The organism is Gordonia neofelifaecis NRRL B-59395 (genome assembly GCF_000192435.1).
In the GTDB taxonomy this organism is placed as follows: Bacteria; Actinomycetota; Actinomycetes; order Mycobacteriales; family Mycobacteriaceae; genus Gordonia; species Gordonia neofelifaecis.
In genome coordinates this window covers 1-16,740 of the sequence record NZ_AEUD01000031.1, presented here as the reverse complement: position 1 = coordinate 16,740, position 16,740 = coordinate 1, and the positions used below count along the sequence as shown (strand labels likewise).

The 16,740-nt window shown below is 65.6% G+C and carries 15 protein-coding genes; 13 read left to right on the top strand and 2 right to left on the bottom strand.

All coding sequences use genetic code 11. The annotated features are described in order from the left end of the window. Positions 1–438: ATP-binding protein (locus SCNU_RS19670; RefSeq protein WP_175284136.1), on the top strand; the 438-nt coding region annotated here is incomplete at its 5' end. A gap of 395 nt (positions 439–833) precedes the next feature. After that, a complete protein-coding gene (locus tag SCNU_RS19660; RefSeq protein ID WP_003937311.1) occupies positions 834–1,589 on the top strand; it encodes an ATP-binding protein in 756 nt (251 codons plus the stop codon). A gap of 126 nt (positions 1,590–1,715) precedes the next feature. Here SCNU_RS19660 and SCNU_RS19655 read toward each other — a convergent pair whose 3' ends face one another. Then, the gene (locus tag SCNU_RS19655) at positions 1,716–2,717 is read right to left on the bottom strand and encodes a helix-turn-helix domain-containing protein (RefSeq protein ID WP_029540275.1); all 1,002 of its coding nucleotides are present in this window, start codon (positions 2,715–2,717) and stop codon (positions 1,716–1,718) included. A 120-nt stretch (positions 2,718–2,837) separates the two neighbouring features. Between SCNU_RS19655 and SCNU_RS19650 the strand changes: the two genes are divergently transcribed. The 10 genes from SCNU_RS19650 (at position 2,838) to SCNU_RS19605 (ending at position 14,297) form a co-directional block, all read left to right on the top strand. Continuing rightward, on the top strand, positions 2,838–3,158 hold the full coding sequence (locus SCNU_RS19650; protein WP_003937313.1) for a 2Fe-2S iron-sulfur cluster-binding protein: 321 nt from the start codon (positions 2,838–2,840) through the stop codon (positions 3,156–3,158). A 23-nt stretch (positions 3,159–3,181) separates the two neighbouring features. Continuing rightward, on the top strand, positions 3,182–4,570 hold the full coding sequence (locus tag SCNU_RS19645; RefSeq protein ID WP_003937314.1) for a cytochrome P450: 1,389 nt from the start codon (positions 3,182–3,184) through the stop codon (positions 4,568–4,570). After that, positions 4,567–5,769, top strand: a complete 1,203-nt coding sequence (locus SCNU_RS19640; RefSeq protein ID WP_003937315.1) for an NAD(P)/FAD-dependent oxidoreductase — start codon at positions 4,567–4,569, stop codon at positions 5,767–5,769. The genes SCNU_RS19645 and SCNU_RS19640 overlap by 4 nt, the downstream gene beginning before the upstream one ends. A gap of 71 nt (positions 5,770–5,840) precedes the next feature. Then, positions 5,841–7,301 carry a cytochrome P450 gene (locus SCNU_RS19635; RefSeq protein WP_003937316.1) on the top strand — a complete coding sequence of 487 codons (1,461 nt, stop codon included), beginning with the start codon at positions 5,841–5,843 and terminating at the stop codon, positions 7,299–7,301. Next, positions 7,298–8,023: a transglutaminase-like domain-containing protein gene (locus SCNU_RS19630; protein WP_003937317.1), complete on the top strand. Its 726-nt coding sequence runs from the start codon at positions 7,298–7,300 to the stop codon at positions 8,021–8,023. The genes SCNU_RS19635 and SCNU_RS19630 overlap by 4 nt, the downstream gene beginning before the upstream one ends. Then, on the top strand, positions 8,020–9,549 hold the full coding sequence (locus SCNU_RS19625; RefSeq protein ID WP_003937318.1) for an aldehyde dehydrogenase family protein: 1,530 nt from the start codon (positions 8,020–8,022) through the stop codon (positions 9,547–9,549). The genes SCNU_RS19630 and SCNU_RS19625 overlap by 4 nt, the downstream gene beginning before the upstream one ends. Further along, positions 9,546–10,382 (top strand): SDR family oxidoreductase, encoded by an 837-nt coding sequence (locus tag SCNU_RS19620; protein ID WP_003937319.1) that lies wholly within the window; start codon positions 9,546–9,548, stop codon positions 10,380–10,382. The genes SCNU_RS19625 and SCNU_RS19620 overlap by 4 nt, the downstream gene beginning before the upstream one ends. 49 nt (positions 10,383–10,431) lie before the next feature. Further along, complete coding sequence (locus tag SCNU_RS19615) at positions 10,432–11,499, top strand: BtrH N-terminal domain-containing protein (RefSeq protein ID WP_003937320.1); 1,068 nt, start codon at positions 10,432–10,434, stop codon at positions 11,497–11,499. 74 nt (positions 11,500–11,573) lie between these two features. Next, positions 11,574–13,205 carry a long-chain fatty acid--CoA ligase gene (locus SCNU_RS19610; protein ID WP_003937321.1) on the top strand — a complete coding sequence of 544 codons (1,632 nt, stop codon included), beginning with the start codon at positions 11,574–11,576 and terminating at the stop codon, positions 13,203–13,205. Positions 13,206–13,736: 531 nt separating this feature from the next. Then, the gene (locus SCNU_RS19605) at positions 13,737–14,297 is read left to right on the top strand and encodes an integrase core domain-containing protein (protein WP_003937322.1); all 561 of its coding nucleotides are present in this window, start codon (positions 13,737–13,739) and stop codon (positions 14,295–14,297) included. 47 nt (positions 14,298–14,344) lie between these two features. On the opposite strand, the gene SCNU_RS19600 is transcribed toward SCNU_RS19605, so the two are convergent. Then, entirely contained in the window at positions 14,345–15,031 is a 687-nt protein-coding gene (locus SCNU_RS19600; protein WP_008382024.1) for a TetR/AcrR family transcriptional regulator, read from the bottom strand. Between the two features lie 187 nt (positions 15,032–15,218). On the opposite strand from SCNU_RS19600, the gene SCNU_RS19595 reads away from it, so the two are divergent. Beyond that, on the top strand, positions 15,219–16,700 hold the full coding sequence (locus SCNU_RS19595; RefSeq protein ID WP_050792883.1) for an MFS transporter: 1,482 nt from the start codon (positions 15,219–15,221) through the stop codon (positions 16,698–16,700). The last annotated feature ends 40 nt before the right edge of the window (positions 16,701–16,740 follow it).

Sequence of the window (16,740 nt, the reverse complement as noted above, 5' to 3'; positions counted from 1 at the left end):
GCCCGCGACCGTGTAACCACGGAACGAAACCCAGGGCGCTTCAGGCTGGGGATCGCCGCAGTGCACGCCGGGCACAAAGTGCGGTACTTCACCGCCGCCGACCTCGTGGAGACCCTGTATCGCGGACTGGCTGACAACACCGTCGGCAAAACCATCGACACCCTGCTACGCCAAGACCTGCTCATCCTCGACGAGATCGGATTCGCCCCGCTCGACGACACCGGCACCCAACTGCTGTTCCGGCTCGTCGCCGGCGCCTACGAACGCCGCTCCCTCGCGATCGCCAGTCACTGGCCCTTCGAACAATGGGGACGATTCCTGCCCGAACACACCACCGCCGCCAGCATCCTCGACCGGCTCCTACACCACGCCACCATCGTCATCACCGACGGCGATTCCTACCGCATGACACACCGAACGGAGGTACCACCCACCTAGAACATCCCGCACAGGGTGGGGACTTTTACCTGGCCACCAGCGGGGACATCAAACTGGCCGTTGACAGAGGCCCAGGGCTACCGCTCGTGCCAGAACATCCTCGCCCTGGGGAAGAGCGACAAACAACTCCTCGAGCGGGCTTGCGGGCAACTTGTCTCCGAACAGACCCGACGGGCGATCTCCTACACCGCGGTCAAGCAACGCCTGGCGGCGCTGCGGGCCCAGGCCGCCGCACGACCGACCACCGCGGCGGAACCAGCGACTGCTGCGTCGGTAGCGCCACCGGCGGGACAGCGCGACACCACCGGGGCGCATCTGGCCGGGCCCGAGCAGTTCAGCCTTTCTGCCTTGACCGGAGCCACCGGAGCCGACTTGACGGATGAGGGAGGGGCCAAGTGATCGATCGTCACCTCACCGACGCGGACATGCCGTTGTTCACGCAGCTGCGTATGACCGCGTTCGGGCAGACCGTCATCGAGCTGGCCAACGATCCCGCCTGCGACGAGTGGACCTTCTCCCAGAAGATCTTCCACGCGCTGGATAAGGAGATCACGGCCAGACAGGAACGTCGGACCCAGAAACTACTCAAGGCCTCCAGAACGCCAAACCCTGATGCCTGCGTAGAAGAGATCCGTTATCTGGCTGACCGCAACCTCAATCGGGAGCTAATCGCACGGCTTTCCAGCTGTCAATGGATCGAGTCGACCCGCAATCTTGTCGTGCTCGGTCAGTCCAGCGTGGGCAAGACCTATGTGGCTCTGGCACTGCTCAATGCCGCGTGCCGAAAGTACTACAGCGCGAGGTTCTTCCGGCTCGACGATCTGGCCAACCGGCTCGCCGTGTTGGAACCGACCTCGCAGCGGCGGTTGGATTTCCTGACGGATCTGCACAACTGTGACCTGCTGGTCCTGGATGACTTCCTGACGACGCCGGTGGCTGCGCACACCGCGGCCGAGTTGCTCAACATCCTGGCCGCTCGTGAAGGTCGAGGTTCGACTCTGGTGACCTCGCAGTTCGATCCGCCGGACTGGTACAAGTCGCTCCAGGACGCGGTCATCGCCGAATCGATCCTCAACCGGATCGTCGCCGGCGCCGAGATCATCGCCCTGGACGGGCCGAACATGCGCCGACATCTGGCGGACAGCCGATAGTTGGGCGCCGCGGTCGGGCAAGCTAGTATTCTCAATATGACTCGCTGATCACTGTGCATGTTCGAGGCTGATCCGAAGTCCACCACTTCGCGCAGCCTTTTTTATACCAGCGGCGGGACGGGTAGGTTATTCGTGCCGAAATTCGCGTGGAGAGCGACCAGTCCACCGCTTGAAGGCGTGAGAGAAGTTGGCGAGGTCGCTGTATCCGAGATCCGCAGCGATCTCACTCACCGACATCGATCGGTCGAGCAGCCGCAGCATCGCACGATCACGCAGGAATGATTCGCGCAACTCGCGAAAGGTGGTCCCCTCCTCGGACAGGCGCCGCTTGAGTGTGCTACGGGATATCGAGAGCTCGTGTGCGACCCAGTCGTTACTTCGTTTGCCGGGATCCTCCTCCAGGAGCCGTCGCACCTTCTCCGAGAAAGACGTGGTTCTGCTTCGCTGTTCGAGGGTTTGCTGCAGATCAACGATGGCGAGGCGATAGGCGACGGGATCGGAGAACCTACATACCTCGTTGAGGGTATCCGCGGGGACACGAAGGAATGACGTCGGAGCGTCGAAGTACAGGCGCCCAGCTAGGGCGTCCTCATGATTGGCCAGAAAGTTCGGCGCCGACCAGCTCAGATGGAGGGTGACGGTCGGCACATCGCCAGCGAGCATGTCAAGCAGGCGCAGGAGCGCCGACCCGCTGTACGCGACGACCAGGCAGTTCAGGGCCGGATCGCCTGTATGTGCGCTGAGCCCCACAGTAAGCCCCTCGTCTCTTGGGTGGAACTGTGGGCTGAGGGCCGTCGAGATCAAAGGCAGATAGGTGAGCAGCTCGACGATCTCGGCTACCGAACCTGCACTGACCAGAGGAAAGCTCAACGGGCCAAAGGACGTCAACTGAGCCTGCTCGGCGAACGCGAAGCCGAGCGTAGTTGCCTGGTCGACATCGAGTGCGGGGTACACCTCGCGAAACCACCGTATCGGGGCCTGGATGTTCCGCTGGATCAACGTCGTCTCGTCGATTCCTTCGCGAGCCATGATGTTGCGAAGCCGCGCGACAGCGTCTGAGTCGAGTGCTTGGCTCTCGAGCAATTGCGCGAACATGAGTGGAGGCACACCCTCGTCGTTGAGGTTCACCCTGGTCCCCTTTGAGCCGAATTCACAAGTTTCTGACTCTGCCGAACATAGCCGCCGCGCTCGTCTTCGACAACACTTTGACCAAGTTCACATTGAGGACGACGTATCCAGGAGTTGGCTATGGCAGTTGTCACCTTTGTCTCCCACGATGGCCAGAAGCACGAGGCGCCCATCGAGGAAGGGCAGTCGCTGATGCAGGTCGCGACCAACAACGCGGTGCCCGGCATCGACGGCGACTGCGGAGGCGAAGCCGCGTGCGGTACCTGTCATGTGATCGTCGATCCGCAATGGTCCGAGCAGGTCGGCCTCTCGGGTCCCGAGGAGGAGGAGATGCTCGCGATGAACCCCGAGCGCCAGCCGACCTCCCGGCTGTCCTGCCAGATGGCGGCGTCGGCGGCGTGGGACGGCTTGATCGTCGAACTACCCGAATTCCAGATGTGACGGCGAGAAACGGTTAAGACCTGATGAAGATTCCTGAAGCAATCACCGCCAAGGTTCAGTCGACCATCCCGATGGATCTGCAGATCCAGGGCGCGCATCTGTATGACAAGACCCGGCGATGGGTGACCGGGACGAACGGAGAGAAGCTCTTCGTCGAGAGTCCTATCCCGCCGGTCGAGGACGTCGAGCTCGCCGACATCGACCTCAGCAACCCTTTTCTCTATCGCCAGGGGCGCTGGCAGTCCTACTTCGAGCGCTTGCGCAACGAGGCGCCGGTCCACTACCAGCCCAACAGTGCGTTCGGTCCGTTCTGGTCTGTCACGCGGCATGCCGACATCGTGGCCGTGGACAAGAACCACGAGCTCTTCTCCGCCGAGCCGTTCATTGTCATCGGGGCCCCGCCTCGTTTCCTTGATATCGCGATGTTCATCGCGATGGATCCGCCACGCCACGACGCGCAGCGGGCCGCTGTCCAAGGCGTTGTTGCGCCGAAGAACCTGCGTGAGATGGAGGGGCTGATTCGATCGCGTGTGCAGGAGGTGCTGGACGACCTGCCCGTGGATCAGCCGTTCGACTGGGTGCAGAACGTCTCGATCGAGTTGACCGCTCGGATGCTTGCCACCCTTCTGGACTTCCCGTACGAGCAGCGTCGCAAGCTCGTCTACTGGTCAGATCTCGCGACGTCGCTGGAGCAAGCCAACGGCGGGCCCTCGGACAACGACGAGGTGTTCCCCGGCATGCGCGACATGGCGCGAGGTCTCAGCGCTCTCTGGCACGACAAGGCAGCGCGGATGGCTGCCGGGGAGGAACCCGGCTTCGATCTGATCACCATGTTGCAGAGCAACGAGAACACCAAGGACCTGATCGACCGCCCGATGGAATTCTTGGGCAACCTCGTGCTGCTGATCGTCGGAGGCAACGACACGACCCGCAACTCGATGAGCGGCGGTGTTCTTGCGCTGAACCGCTTCCCCGATCAGTTCGAGAAGCTGAAGGCAAACCCCGACCTGATCCCCAACATGGGCTCGGAGATCATCCGGTGGCAAACCCCGCTGGCTTATATGCGCCGGGTCGCCAAGGCCGACACCATTCTGAACGGGCAGTTCATCCGCAAGGGCGACAAAGTAGTGATGTGGTACGCCTCGGGCAACCGCGACGAGCGCGTGTTCGAACGGCCCGATGAGTTCATCATCGACCGGGCCAACGCCCGCAACCACATCTCCTTCGGCTTCGGCGTCCATCGTTGTATGGGCAACCGGCTGGCCGAGCTCCAGCTGCGGATCCTGTGGGAGGAGTTGCTTCCCCGTTTCGACAATATCGAGGTCGTCGGCGAGCCAGAGTACGTGCAGTCCAATTTCGTGAGGGGCATCAGCAAGATGATGGTCCGCCTCACCCCGAAATCCAGCGCATGACCTCGCAGCGGGCCCTCATCGTCGGGGCCGGCCATGCCGGGGCCCAACTCGCGGCCAGTCTGCGCCAGGAAGGGTGGACCGGTGAGATCGTCCTCATCGGCGAGGAGTCGGCGCTGCCCTATCAACGCCCGCCGCTGTCGAAGGGTTACCTGGCGGGGAAGAGCACGCTCGACGAACTCGCGATCCGCAGCGCCAAATTCTACACCGAGCAGGGGATCCAACTCCTGAATGCGAAGGTGGAGGCGATCGACCGCTCGGCTGGTCATCTCGTGTTGAGCACCGGCGACGCGCTGCCCTACGACAAGCTCGCGCTGTGCACTGGGGCCCGCCCTCGACGGCTTTCCATCCCGGGGGCCGACCTGGTCGGCGTCTACTACCTACGCACCGCTGCGGACGTCGAGATGATCCGAGAGGCCACCAGCCCCGGGTGTCGGGCTGTGATCATCGGCGGCGGCTACATCGGACTGGAGACGGCCGCCTCATTGCGTGCGCTCGGTCTGGAGGTCACTGTACTCGAGGCGACCGAGCGCGTCCTCGAACGGGTCACCGCCCCCGCTGTATCGGCGTTCTTCGACCGGATCCACCGGGAGGAGGGCGTGAACATCCGGACGGGCGCGCTGGTCGAAGCTCTATCAGGTGACGGCAGGGTCCGCGAGGTGTTCCTGTCCAGTGGCGAATCAATTCCCACCGACCTCGTCATTGTCGGTATCGGCGTTGAGCCGAACACCGAGCTCGCCGCCGCCGCGGGTCTGGTCGTCGACAACGGCGTCGTGATCGACGACCAGACCCGGACCAGCGACCCCGACATCGTGGCGGCTGGGGACTGCGCCAGCCATGACATGGCCCGTTACGGCCGTCGCATACGCCTGGAGTCCGTGCCGAGTGCGGGTGAGCAGGCCAAGGTGGCGGCCGCGACCGTCTGCGGCAAGTCCAAGATGATCGCGGCGCTTCCATGGTTCTGGTCGGATCAATACGATCTCAAGCTCCAGATCGCCGGTCTCAACACCGGGTACGACGAAGTCGTCCTCAGCGGCGACCCGACCCGGGACCGCGACTTCACCTGCTTCTACCTGCGTGCGGGCGAGCTCATCGCCGCCGACTGCATCAACCGGCCCCGTCACTTCATGTTCAGCAAGCGGGTCATCACGCAGCGACTCCCCATTGGCCGGACCGAACTGGTGCTCGCAGGCTCTGTCTGAGGTGATCGGTCCCTTGGCGGCGATGGTACGACAACAGCGAGTACGGGCCCACATTTCGGAAAGGAACGTCAGTGACGAACATCATCCAGCTCCCGCTGGCGAAGGGTCGTGAGCGGCTCTCGTCGGTATTCCTGGCACCATTGCCGAGTCGGGCCGACGCGACCCTGCTAGGGGTCAGCGACCAGTGGCCTGTTCGTGAGCTCGCCCCGCCCCCGGCGGGGTCGGGGCTCGAGCCCGTCCGAGGGACCGCGGGCATGCCTCTGCTCGGTCACACCCTGGACTACATCAGGTTCGGCTCCAACTTCACCCGGGCCAGGTACCAACGCTTCGGACCGGTCTGGTGGATGGGCGCCTTCGGCACGAGAATCGTGATGGTGGCGGGCGCGGATGCCACACAGGAGGCGCTGACGACCAAGGCGAAGTCGTTCTCCCAGGACGGGTGGACCTATCTCATCGATGCTTTCTTTCACCGGGGCCTGATGCTGATGAGCTTCGACGAGCACAGGATGCATCGGCGGATCATGCAGGAGGCGTTCACCCGCGACCGGCTCGCCGGCTACGTCGACCAGCTCGGCCCGACGCTGGAGACCAGCATCCGCAGGTGGACAGCGGGCCGGTCCACGCGCATCTACCCACTGTTGAAGGCCCTGACTCTCGACGTCGCAACGGAGGTCTTCATGGCAGGTCGGGGAGGGAGCGAGGACACTGACGCCATCAACGACGCCTTCGTGGCCACCGTGCGCGCAGCCAGCTCGATCATCCGTTTCCCGCTGCCGGGGACTCGGTGGCGCGCCGGAGTCCATGGGCGCACGCTCCTGGAGGACTACTTCACCCGGCATCTGCCGACGGCTCGAAGTGCCCAGGGAGACGACCTCTTTGCGGGGCTGTGCCATGCGCGCACGGCCGACGGTGAGGCGTTCACTGATGAGGACGTCGTCAACCACATGATCTTCTTGATGATGGCGGCCCACGATACCTCGACCATCACCACCACCGCTGCCGCCTACTTCCTCGCCAAGCACCCAGCCTGGCAGGAACGGGCTCGGGCCGAGTCCGACCGACTCGGTGAACGCCGCCCCGACATCGACGACCTGGACTCGATGGCGACTCTCGACCTGGTGATCAAGGAGACGCTGCGCCTCGTGGCGCCCGTGCCGATCGTGATGCGCAAGACGATCGAGAACGTGGAGATTGCCGGACGCCACATCCCGGCGGACACCCTGGTGGCCGTGGCTCCTGCGGTGAACCACTTCGACGAGTCGTGCTGGACCGAGCCCGACACCTTCGACCCCGACCGTTTCAGCGAGCCGCGCCATGAGGACCAGAATCACCGTTTCGGGTGGATCCCCTTCGGCGGAGGAGTGCACAAGTGCATTGGTCTGCACTTCGGCACCCTCGAGGTCAAGGCGATCCTGCACCACATGCTGCGCACTTACACCTGGTCGGTCCCCGACCAGTATGAAGTGAGATGGGACAACACCTCGCTCCCCATTCCTGTCGACGGGTTGCCGATCACCCTGGAGCGCAGATGAATCCGGCACCGGTGGCGTTCTTGGGGGCGACCGACTTCCTCGACATCGAGCACGAGTCCGTCCGGGCATTCACCGCCGCCGCGGTTGGGGATGCGAGCACCGACCGGGACAAGGCCAATCGCCTCTTCACCGCCGTCCGTGACCAGATCTGGTACGACCCCTACACGGTGTCGGACAATCCCGCCCACTATCGAGCCAGCTTCGTCCTCGAGTCCGGGCGCGCCTATTGCGTCCCGAAGGCGGTGCTCTTGACCGCGGTGTGCCGAGCGGCAGGGATTCCGGCGCTGCTGGGTTTCGCTGACGTCCGCAATCACCTGCAGACCGAAGCGCTGCGAGCGCTCATGGGCGGCACAGACCTGTTCGTCTATCACGGCTACAGCCGTCTCTACATCGACGGCCGGTGGTTGAAGGCGACGCCTGCGTTCAACACCGAGTTGTGTGCGCGTTTCGGTGTGCCGCCGGTGGATTTCGACGGTGATCGCGACGCACTCCTGCACGCCTTCACCGCCGACGGAGCCCAGCATATGGAGTACGTCCGCGAGCGCGGCATCTTCGACGATCTGCCTTTGAACGCGATCCTGACCGAGCTTCGGCATACCTATGGACCGTTGATGTTCAAGCGCGCTGACGTGATCGCTGACGCTTTCACCGACACACCCACCAGCCGCACCCAGCCCGACGGGATCTCCGGTGGGTTCCACTCACCCCTGGAGGACCGATGAGCACGGCGACCGCAGCGGACGCCTTGGACGTGTGCAACCCAGCCGATGGCCGGCTGATCGCAACCGTCCCTGTGGATGATCGCGAGACCGTGAACGGTGTCGCGGCTGACCTCCGCTGCGCCCAGGTCGGGTGGGTCGAGGCTGGCCCGCGGCAACGCGCCAGATGGTTGCATCGCTGGCGGGACTGGATCCTGGCTCACACCGACGAGCTCACCGATCTGCTGCAAGCCGAAACGGGCAAGGTGCGCCCAGATGCCCTCGTGGAGACGACCGCGTCGTGCGAATTCATCACCTACTACGCTGACAACGCCGAGAGGTTTCTCGCTGGCGAGCAGGTCAGGTCCTCGAGTCTGTTGAGTCTGCCGAAGCGGCTGTCCAAGACCTACCACCCATATCCGGTTGTCGGGCTCATCACGCCCTGGAACTTCCCGATCACCCTCTTCCTCATGGATGCAGCGCCCGCGTTGGCTGCCGGATGCGCGGTCCTGGCGAAGTCCTCGGAGGAGACGCCACTGACGTGTGCGCGGGTCGTCGAGGGCTGGCACGAGATCGGCGCCCCTCCGGTCTTGGCCCATGTTGTGGGTGCCGGCGAAGCGGGTGCGTCGGTGGTGGACGCCGCTGACTTCGTGCAGTTCACCGGCTCGACAGCCACCGGGCGTGCGGTCGCGATCCGCTGCGCCGAGCACCTGAAGCCGGTGAGCCTGGAGCTGGGCGGTAAGGATCCGGCGATAGTGCTGGAGGACGCCGACCTTGCTCGTGCGGTGGAGGGGATCGCGTGGGGCGGTCTGTTCAACGCAGGGCAGGTCTGCATCTCCGTCGAGCGGGTATACGTGGTAGCTGAGATCTACGACGAGTTCGTGGCCCGGCTGACGCAGAGGGTGCGCTCCCTGGCCCAGGGTGCGGCGACAGGTGACGACGTGGGTGCGATGGTCACTGCGAGGCAGGTCGAGATCGCCGATCGCCACGTCAGCCAGGCGGTGGCGGCGGGTGCGCGGGTCCTGGCCGGCGGAACCCGGAGTGCGGTCGGGAACTACTACGCTCCGACCGTCCTGGTCGGTGTCGACCACACGATGGCTTGCATGACCGAGGAGACCTTCGGCCCCACGATCCCGGTGATGCTGGTCGCGGATGAAGACGAGGCCATCCGTCTGGCCAACGACTCGGCGTACGGCCTGTCTGCGACGGTGTGGACCCGCGACCACGCTCGGGCACAGCGCATTGCGAAACGCCTGGACGCGGGTGCGGTCAACATCAACGACGTCTTCAGCAACCTCTTCGCCACCACACTGCCGCACAGTGGATGGAAGGCATCGGGTATCGGTGCGCGGCTCGGCGGTGCCTACGGGCTGCACAAGTACTGCCGGGTCCAGGCGGTGACCGAGCCGCGGATTCCTGTCCCGGCACGAGAACTCACGTGGTACCCGTACACCTCCCGGCGTGCGGCCATCGCCGAAAGAGTATTGCGCGCGGCAGCCGGCCGCGGCCTGTGGCAACGCCTCGGCCTGAACAAGGAGAACAGCAAGTGACGACGCACATCCCCCACACTGCCGCCAAGACTGTGGCGATCACCGGCGGAGCCCGCGGCATCGGCTACCAGACCGCGAAGGAGCTGATCCGACGAGGCCACCGCGTCGCCATCGGCGACGTCGACGAGGCACGTGCCAAAGAGGCCGCCGTCGAGCTCGGGGTGAAGGTCGTCACCCGCCTCGATGTCACCGATCCCGACTCGTTCCGCGAATTTCTCGACCTGGTCGAGGGGGGCCTCGGCCCCCTCGACGTGCTGATCAACAACGCGGGCATCATGCCCACCGGGCACGCCCACGAGGAAGCCGACGCGGTGACCCGGCGGCAGGTCGAGATCAACGTCCTGGGAGTCATCTTCGGGACCAAACTCGCCCTCCAACGGATGCTGCCGCGGCGTGCCGGGCACATCATCAACACCGCATCACTGGCCGGTGAGCTCGCCGTACCCGGTCTGGCGACCTATTGCGGCACCAAGTTCGCGGTCATCGGGTTCACTGAGGCAGCACGACAGGAATACCGCAAGTCCGGGGTCCAGCTGTCCACGGTCCGGCCTACGTTCACCAACACCGAGCTCGTCGCTGGGACGGCTGGGGCCAAGGGACTGCGCAACGCCGAGCCCGAGGAGATCGCTCGAGCGACAGCCGATCTGATCGAGAATCCGCGTTCTTTCGTGCGTGTCACCCGCCTCGCCGGCGGCATGGTCGCCGCGATGAAGTTCGTCCCCGGTCGGTTGGCTACCTGGCTCGGATCGGCCCTGGGCACGGACTCGGTGTTCCTCGACGACGTCGACATGAGGATACGCCAGGCCTACCTGGACAGAATCCGGAGCAACTGATCCAGTCTTCGAACCCCGTCGTGCGCCGATCCACCGAAGAGGAACTCCTATGCCCCGCAGAACCCTGATCAAGGACTACCCGCATCGGATGGCGGGGCATTGCGGCTCTGGCGCGATGCGCGATCTTCTGCACTGGCATGGTCTGGGGTGGGATGGACCGCCCGACGAAGGTCTGGTGTTCGCGCTCGGTGGCGCGGTGGGGCTATCCTACCTCCGGTCGAGCGACCTCGTCCCACCGCTGTACCTGGTGGGACGAGGTGCCGACTTCGAAGTCGATCTACCCCGCCGACTCGGCGGACAGGTCCACGTTCTCACGACCGACGATCCTCGCGAGGGATGGTCATGGGTTCTCGACGAGATCGAAGCAGGCAGACCCAGTCTGGTGTGGGGCGACATCGGTGAGTTGCCGTACCTGCGGGTCCAGTTGCGGATGAGTCGCCACGATATCGTCGTGATCGGTCACGACGAGGCCGAGGGGATCGCTTTTGTCGTGGACAATGACCGCGCCGAGGTGCAGGAGGTCCCGCTCGATGCGCTGGCTCGGGCGCGGTCCTCGAAGTCTTTCCCGGAACCGACGCGCCACTGCACCTACCGCATCATCTGGCCGGACGCGCTGCCAGACGTGGCGGAAGTAGCGGCAGAGGCATTTCGCCAGTCCGCGGCCAGTATGCGCCGCCCGTCGCAGCCCGGGATCGTCGATCTCACGACAGCGGCGGCCGGGGCCGAGGGCCTAGCTGCGGTCGTACAGCTGGCGGCCGACGTTCGGACCTGGGCCGATCTTCCGATAGACGACCTCGAGATCCTCCTGTTCAGCCTGAGCGCTTTTATCGAGAAGGCAGGTACCGGCGGCGGGCTGTTCCGCCGATTGCTCGCCGATGGCTGCGCGGATGTCGCACGCCTGACCGGCGACTTCGCCACCGCTCAACTCGCCGTCTCCGCCAGCCGTTGTGCGCAGGCATGGACCGAGACTGCACGTGCCGGTATCCGGCGCGACGTTGATGTGCGAGCGCGCGCGGCCGGGATGTCTTTGGCGGCTAGCCGGCTGCCAGAGCTGGAGTTGGACCTGGTCGAGTCCCTGGAGTCTGCTTCAAGCTCGCTTATGGCTGCAGATCGCTGACAGCCCCACTTTTCCCCGGACGCTCGGTCTCCGGATCGCTGTGTTCGAAGGCAACTCTCTCAACAAGGAATGCTATGCAGAGCACGATGATGAACGTCCCGTTGACAACTGCGGCGATTCTGCGCCACGGCTCGAGTGTGCATGGCTCGGCAACCGTGCGGACCTTGCAGCCCGACGGGAGCGTGAAGGTCGCCTCGTTCGCCGAGATCGGACGGCGGTCCGCCCAGTTGGCCAACGCGTTGCGCGGTTGCGGGATCACAGGCGATGAGCGCGTCGCAACCTTTATGTGGAACAACCAGGAACATGTGGAAGCCTACTGTGCGGTGCCCTCGATGGGCGCGGTACTGCACACTCTCAATCTACGCCTCGCCTCAGATCAACTCGTCTACATAGGCAACCACGCCGAGGACCGGGTCGTGATTCTCGACGGAAGCCTGGTCCCGCTGCTGGCCCCCGTGCTGCCGCACATCACCAGTGTGCACACCGTCGTCGTGACCGGGGGGGTGGACCTCACCCCGCTGCACCGTGACGGGCTCACAGTCGTGGGTTACGAGGAGTTCATCTCCGCTCAGCCCGAGACGTTCGACTGGCCTGACCTCGATGAGCAGTCAGCAGCCGCCATGTGTTACACCTCCGGTACCACCGGGACCCCCAAAGGCGTCGCCTACAGCCACCGGTCGACCTACCTGCATTCGATGGCGGCCTGCGCCGCCGACGGACTGCGAGTCGGCTGCGATGACCGGATCCTCGCTATTGTGCCGATGTTCCATGCCAACGCCTGGGGACTGGTCTATGCCGCCCTCATGGCAGGTGCCGACCTTCTCATGCCTGACCGGTTCCTGCAGGCCGAGCCGCTGGTACGGCTCATCGATGCCCAGAAGCCAACCGTCGCAGGCGCGGTCCCGACGATCTGGAACGACGTGCTGAACTTCGTGGAGGCCAACCCCAGCTACGACATCTCCTCTCTCGGCCTGGTTGCCTGCGGTGGCTCCGCCGTGCCCGTTCACCTGATGGAGATCTTCGAGGAGAAGTACGGCGTACAGGTTGTCCAGGCGTGGGGAATGACCGAGACCTCGCCGCTGGCCACCGTCGCGCGTCCGCCGGCATCGCTCGACACGCAGGAGCGGTGGCGCCTGCGAGCCACTCAAGGCCGTCCGGTTCCAGGTGTGGAATTGAGGATCGTCGGCGACGCGGGCAATGAGCTCCCGCACGACGGCGAAGCCGTCGGCGAGCTGCAGGTGCGCGGACCTTGGATCACCGGCTCGTACATCGGCGAAGAGGATGACGGGGAGAAGTTTCAGGACGGTTGGTTGCGCACCGGCGACGTCGGTCGGATCGATGAACGCAGTTTCGTCACGCTGACCGACCGCACAAAGGACGTGATCAAGTCTGGCGGGGAGTGGATCTCCTCGGTCGAGCTCGAACTGCTGCTCGCCGGACACCCCGATGTGCTCGAGGCATCTGTGATCGGGGTGCCGGACGAGAAGTGGCAGGAACGTCCCCTCGCGGTGATCGTCGTACGTGACGGGCGCGAGCCCACACCTGCCCATCTGCGTGACTTCCTCGTTGGCAAGGTCGCCAAATGGTGGCTGCCCGAGCGTTGGTGCTTCGTCTCCGAGGTGCCCAAGACCTCGGTCGGCAAGTTCGACAAGAAGCGCCTGCGCTCCCTGCATGCCGAAGGAGAGCTTGCCGTCGTCGAAATCTAGGAATCCTCTCTAGATCATCGAGCACGGGTCCCTGCTCACATCGTGGGGTTAGGATCCGCGGCGGACAGTCCGACTTCGAGTACCTTGCCCGGCCTTAGTGGTCACGCCTCTCTTCAGTCACGCCGCGAACGCAGACCGGGTGGTGCGACATACCCCACGCTGAGTCAGCCGAGAACCTCGCAGGCCAAACCTCGACTGCCGCGCGATCGCGGCCACTTGGCGGCCCTGGATACTTCCTGCTGGTACCTGCGAAAATTCCCACCTGCAGTGCTGGCGGCGGTCCGGTTCGACCATCGCAAGGTGTGGGCGATGTGCCGTTGCGACGGGCACCCGGTGTCGCAGGCGACCGTGCTGCGGTGCCTGCGAGACGAGGGTCTGCTGCCGCCAGCCGCAAGGCTGCGTTCGCCGCCGAGCCCACCGGCCCGAATCAGGTGTAGCGTTTGGACTTCAGTGAGTTCGAGACCACCGCTGGCGGGACGTGGCGTATCGCGGATTGCCGGGACTACTGGAGCAAATACGAGCATCCCTGGCATGTGTCGCCGACGGCGAACCAGCACGAACGCGATCACCGCGATCGAGCGCGCTTTGGCCGACTACGAGCAGTCGTACGACCACCCGCTGGCCGAAACGTGCCCACGCGAGCCCGGCCGTGGTCTCGAGCCCGCGGCGACGATCGTGACCTACAACGGCGGCCCGTTCCGGTCGTTCCGCTTCGAGGCGTTCGTCACCGCACACCCCGAACTGCGCCACGTCGGTACCCGAGTCAGGTCGCCGGGCCAGAACGGCTCGCGCGAACGCGGTTTCGGGTCGCTGAAGTACGAGCGACTGTTCCTCGAGGAGATCGATGACGTCTTGGCCGTGGTGAAGCACGCTGACGCCTACCGGGTCGAGCACAACACCGTCCGGCCGCACGAAGCCATCGCTTGGAACCGGCCGATCCAGATCCACCCTGGCCTGGTCGGCCCTCGGATCCCCAACTTTCCCCGAGACCGAAAACCTGCCAACTACTTGACACGGGACACGACGACGCAGCAGCGGCCTCGTCCAGGAGTGTTCGATCAACGGCTCTGGTATCCCTCACACCCGAATTGAGCCAGAGCCGTTGACCCGACCTCCGTACGTGCGGGCTTTTGTCGGTTTTACTTGCGGGTGTTGTGGTTGTGGTGGGCGGTGAGGAAATCGTCGACCAGGCGTGCGCAGTCGTGGTGGTCGATGCTGTGCAGCCCGGTGAGGCGAGCGAAGACGATCGGGCCCAGCAGCTGGATGATGACGAAGGTGGTGTCGAGGTCGCCGAGGTGGGCGCGGGCCTCAGGGCTGGTGAGGATGTGGTCGAACGGTTCGCGGTAGCGGCGGATGACCTGGGCGCGCAGGGAGGTGACCGCGCCCGAGTCAGGGGGTGCGCCGGGGTCGGGGGTAATGGATCCCATGGCCAGCCAGGACAGGGTGGTCAGCTGGAGGGGAGCGTTCTCGATCAGGTCGGCTTGGGCGGTGAGCAACGCGATCAACTGCTCGCGCACGGGCCCGTCGTCGGGTGGGGTGTCCACGCGTGGGAGTAGGCGTTCGAAGGTGGCCGCGAGCAGGTGGGTGCTGCTGCCGAAGTGCCGGTAGAGGGTGGTGCGCGCGACTTTCGAGGTGCGGGTGACCGCGTCGATGGTGACCGCGTCGATACCGCCGGTGGCCAGCAGATGGGTGGCCGCGTCGAGCAACCGTGCCCGCGAGCGCGCCAACCGCGGATCGGCCTGATCGAGATCCGCGTCCTGCTCGCCGGTGGCGGAGTGGGGCGCGGCGGGTCCGGTGCGGGTGTCGGCCTGGTCGCGGGTGGTCATGGTCGGGAAGACCTCCAAGGAAACGGGCGGCGGTGAATGTGTCCGATTTCGACTCTATCGCAACCACTCTCGCCTGTGATACTCATGGTAGCGAAGCGATACCGATGGTTTCGTCGGGTGGGAGGTGCCGGTGAACGCACCGGAAACGACTGACGGTCACAGTGTGCTGGCGCGGGCCGAATGGTGGATGCTGACGGTGTCGTGCCTGGCGGTGGCGCTGGTCGTCGCGGCGATGGCTGCACTGTATTCGGCGTTGCCGCTGATCGCGGTCGCGACCGGGGCGACCCAATCGCAGCTGACCTGGATCGTCGACGGCTACACCCTGATCCTGGCGTGCCTGGTCCTGCCCGCCGGCGCGGTGGGTGACCGCTACGGGCGCCGCGTCGTGCTGATCGCGGGCCTGGCGGTGTTCTCCGTGGCCTCGGCGCTGCCGCTGCTCATGTCGGGGCCGGTGTGGCTGATCGCGGCCCGCGCGGCGGCGGGCGCGGGCGCGGCACTGGTGATGCCCTCGACCCTGTCGATCCTGACCGCGGGGCTGCCCGAAGCGCATCGCGGGCGCGCGGTCGGGGTGTGGGCTGGGGTCGCCGGGTCCGGTGCGGTGCTCGGGATCCTCGGCTCGGGACTGCTGCTGGCGCGGTGGTCGTGGGAATCGGTGTTCGTGGGACTGACCGTGGCCGGGGTGGTGCTGGCCGCGCTGGCGTGCACCATCGCCGAATCCCGCGAGCGGGAACACCCGCCGGTGGACTGGGTGGGCGCGGTGGCGGTGGCGATCGCGATCGCGGCGATCGTGTTCGCCTGCGTCGAGATCCCCGCGCGCGGCTGGCTCGACCCGCTCGTGACCCCCACCCTCGCGCTCGGTGTCGCCGCGGCGGTGGTGTTCGTGATCATGGAGTTGCGGGTCGCCGCGCCGCTGCTGGATGTGCGGTTGTTCGCCCGGCGGGGGTTCGGGGCCGGGTCACTGTCGGTGACCATCCAGTTCCTGGTCACCTTCGGGGTGTTCCTGCTGCTGGTGCAATACCTGCAATTGATCCTCGGGTACGGGCCGCTCGGTTCGGCGCTGGGCCTGGTGCCGATGGCGGTGCCGCTGGTGGCGATCTCGGTGATCGCGCCGTGGCTGTCGAGCCGGGTCGGGCTGCGGGCGATGACCGTCACCGGGCTGCTCGCCATCGCGACCGGACTCTTCCTGGTGAGCCGGTTGACCCTGGCCGCCGACTACCCAGACCTGTTGTGGCCGTTGCTGATCCTGAGCGCCGGGCTGGGATTGTGCACCGCCCCGGCCACCTACGCCATCGTCGCCGACACCCCCGTGGCCAAACACGGTGTCGCCGCCGCCGTCAACGACGCCGCCCGCGAGATCGGCGCGGCCATCGGAATCGCCGTATCCGGCAGCGTGCTCGCCGCCGGATACACCCACCACATCCAACCCGCCCTGCCCCAGCTGCCCGAACCCGCTCGCGGCCCGGTCGCCGACTCCCTCGCCGCCGCCCTGCAGGTCGCCGACCGCGCCGGACCCGCCGCCCAGCCACTGGCCGAATTCGCCAAGACCGCGTTCGTACACGGCAGCACCCAGGCCGCGCTCGCGCTGGCGGCCATCACCGCGGCCGGAGCACTCGCGCTGGCCATCCTCGCCCCCGGACGCACACCCCGGCCCACCCCCACCACGACCTGAAGCGCCCTGGGTTTCGTTCCGTGGTTACACGGTCGCGGGC

What these genes read in the sequence shown, in the direction of transcription:
- SCNU_RS19650 (WP_003937313.1), top strand. Translation starts at nt 2,838, where the DNA reads ATGGCAGTTGTCACCTTTGTCTCCCACGATGGCCAGAAGCACGAGGCG.
- SCNU_RS19645 (WP_003937314.1), top strand. Translation starts at nt 3,182, where the DNA reads ATGAAGATTCCTGAAGCAATCACCGCCAAGGTTCAGTCGACCATCCCG.
- SCNU_RS19640 (WP_003937315.1), top strand. Translation starts at nt 4,567, where the DNA reads ATGACCTCGCAGCGGGCCCTCATCGTCGGGGCCGGCCATGCCGGGGCC.
- SCNU_RS19630 (WP_003937317.1), top strand. Translation starts at nt 7,298, where the DNA reads ATGAATCCGGCACCGGTGGCGTTCTTGGGGGCGACCGACTTCCTCGAC.
- SCNU_RS19625 (WP_003937318.1), top strand. Translation starts at nt 8,020, where the DNA reads ATGAGCACGGCGACCGCAGCGGACGCCTTGGACGTGTGCAACCCAGCC.
- SCNU_RS19615 (WP_003937320.1), top strand. Translation starts at nt 10,432, where the DNA reads ATGCCCCGCAGAACCCTGATCAAGGACTACCCGCATCGGATGGCGGGG.
- SCNU_RS19610 (WP_003937321.1), top strand. Translation starts at nt 11,574, where the DNA reads ATGCAGAGCACGATGATGAACGTCCCGTTGACAACTGCGGCGATTCTG.
- SCNU_RS19605 (WP_003937322.1), top strand. Translation starts at nt 13,737, where the DNA reads ATGTGTCGCCGACGGCGAACCAGCACGAACGCGATCACCGCGATCGAG.
- SCNU_RS19600 (WP_008382024.1), bottom strand. Translation starts at nt 15,031, where the DNA reads ATGACCACCCGCGACCAGGCCGACACCCGCACCGGACCCGCCGCGCCC.
- SCNU_RS19595 (WP_050792883.1), top strand. Translation starts at nt 15,219, where the DNA reads ATGCTGACGGTGTCGTGCCTGGCGGTGGCGCTGGTCGTCGCGGCGATG.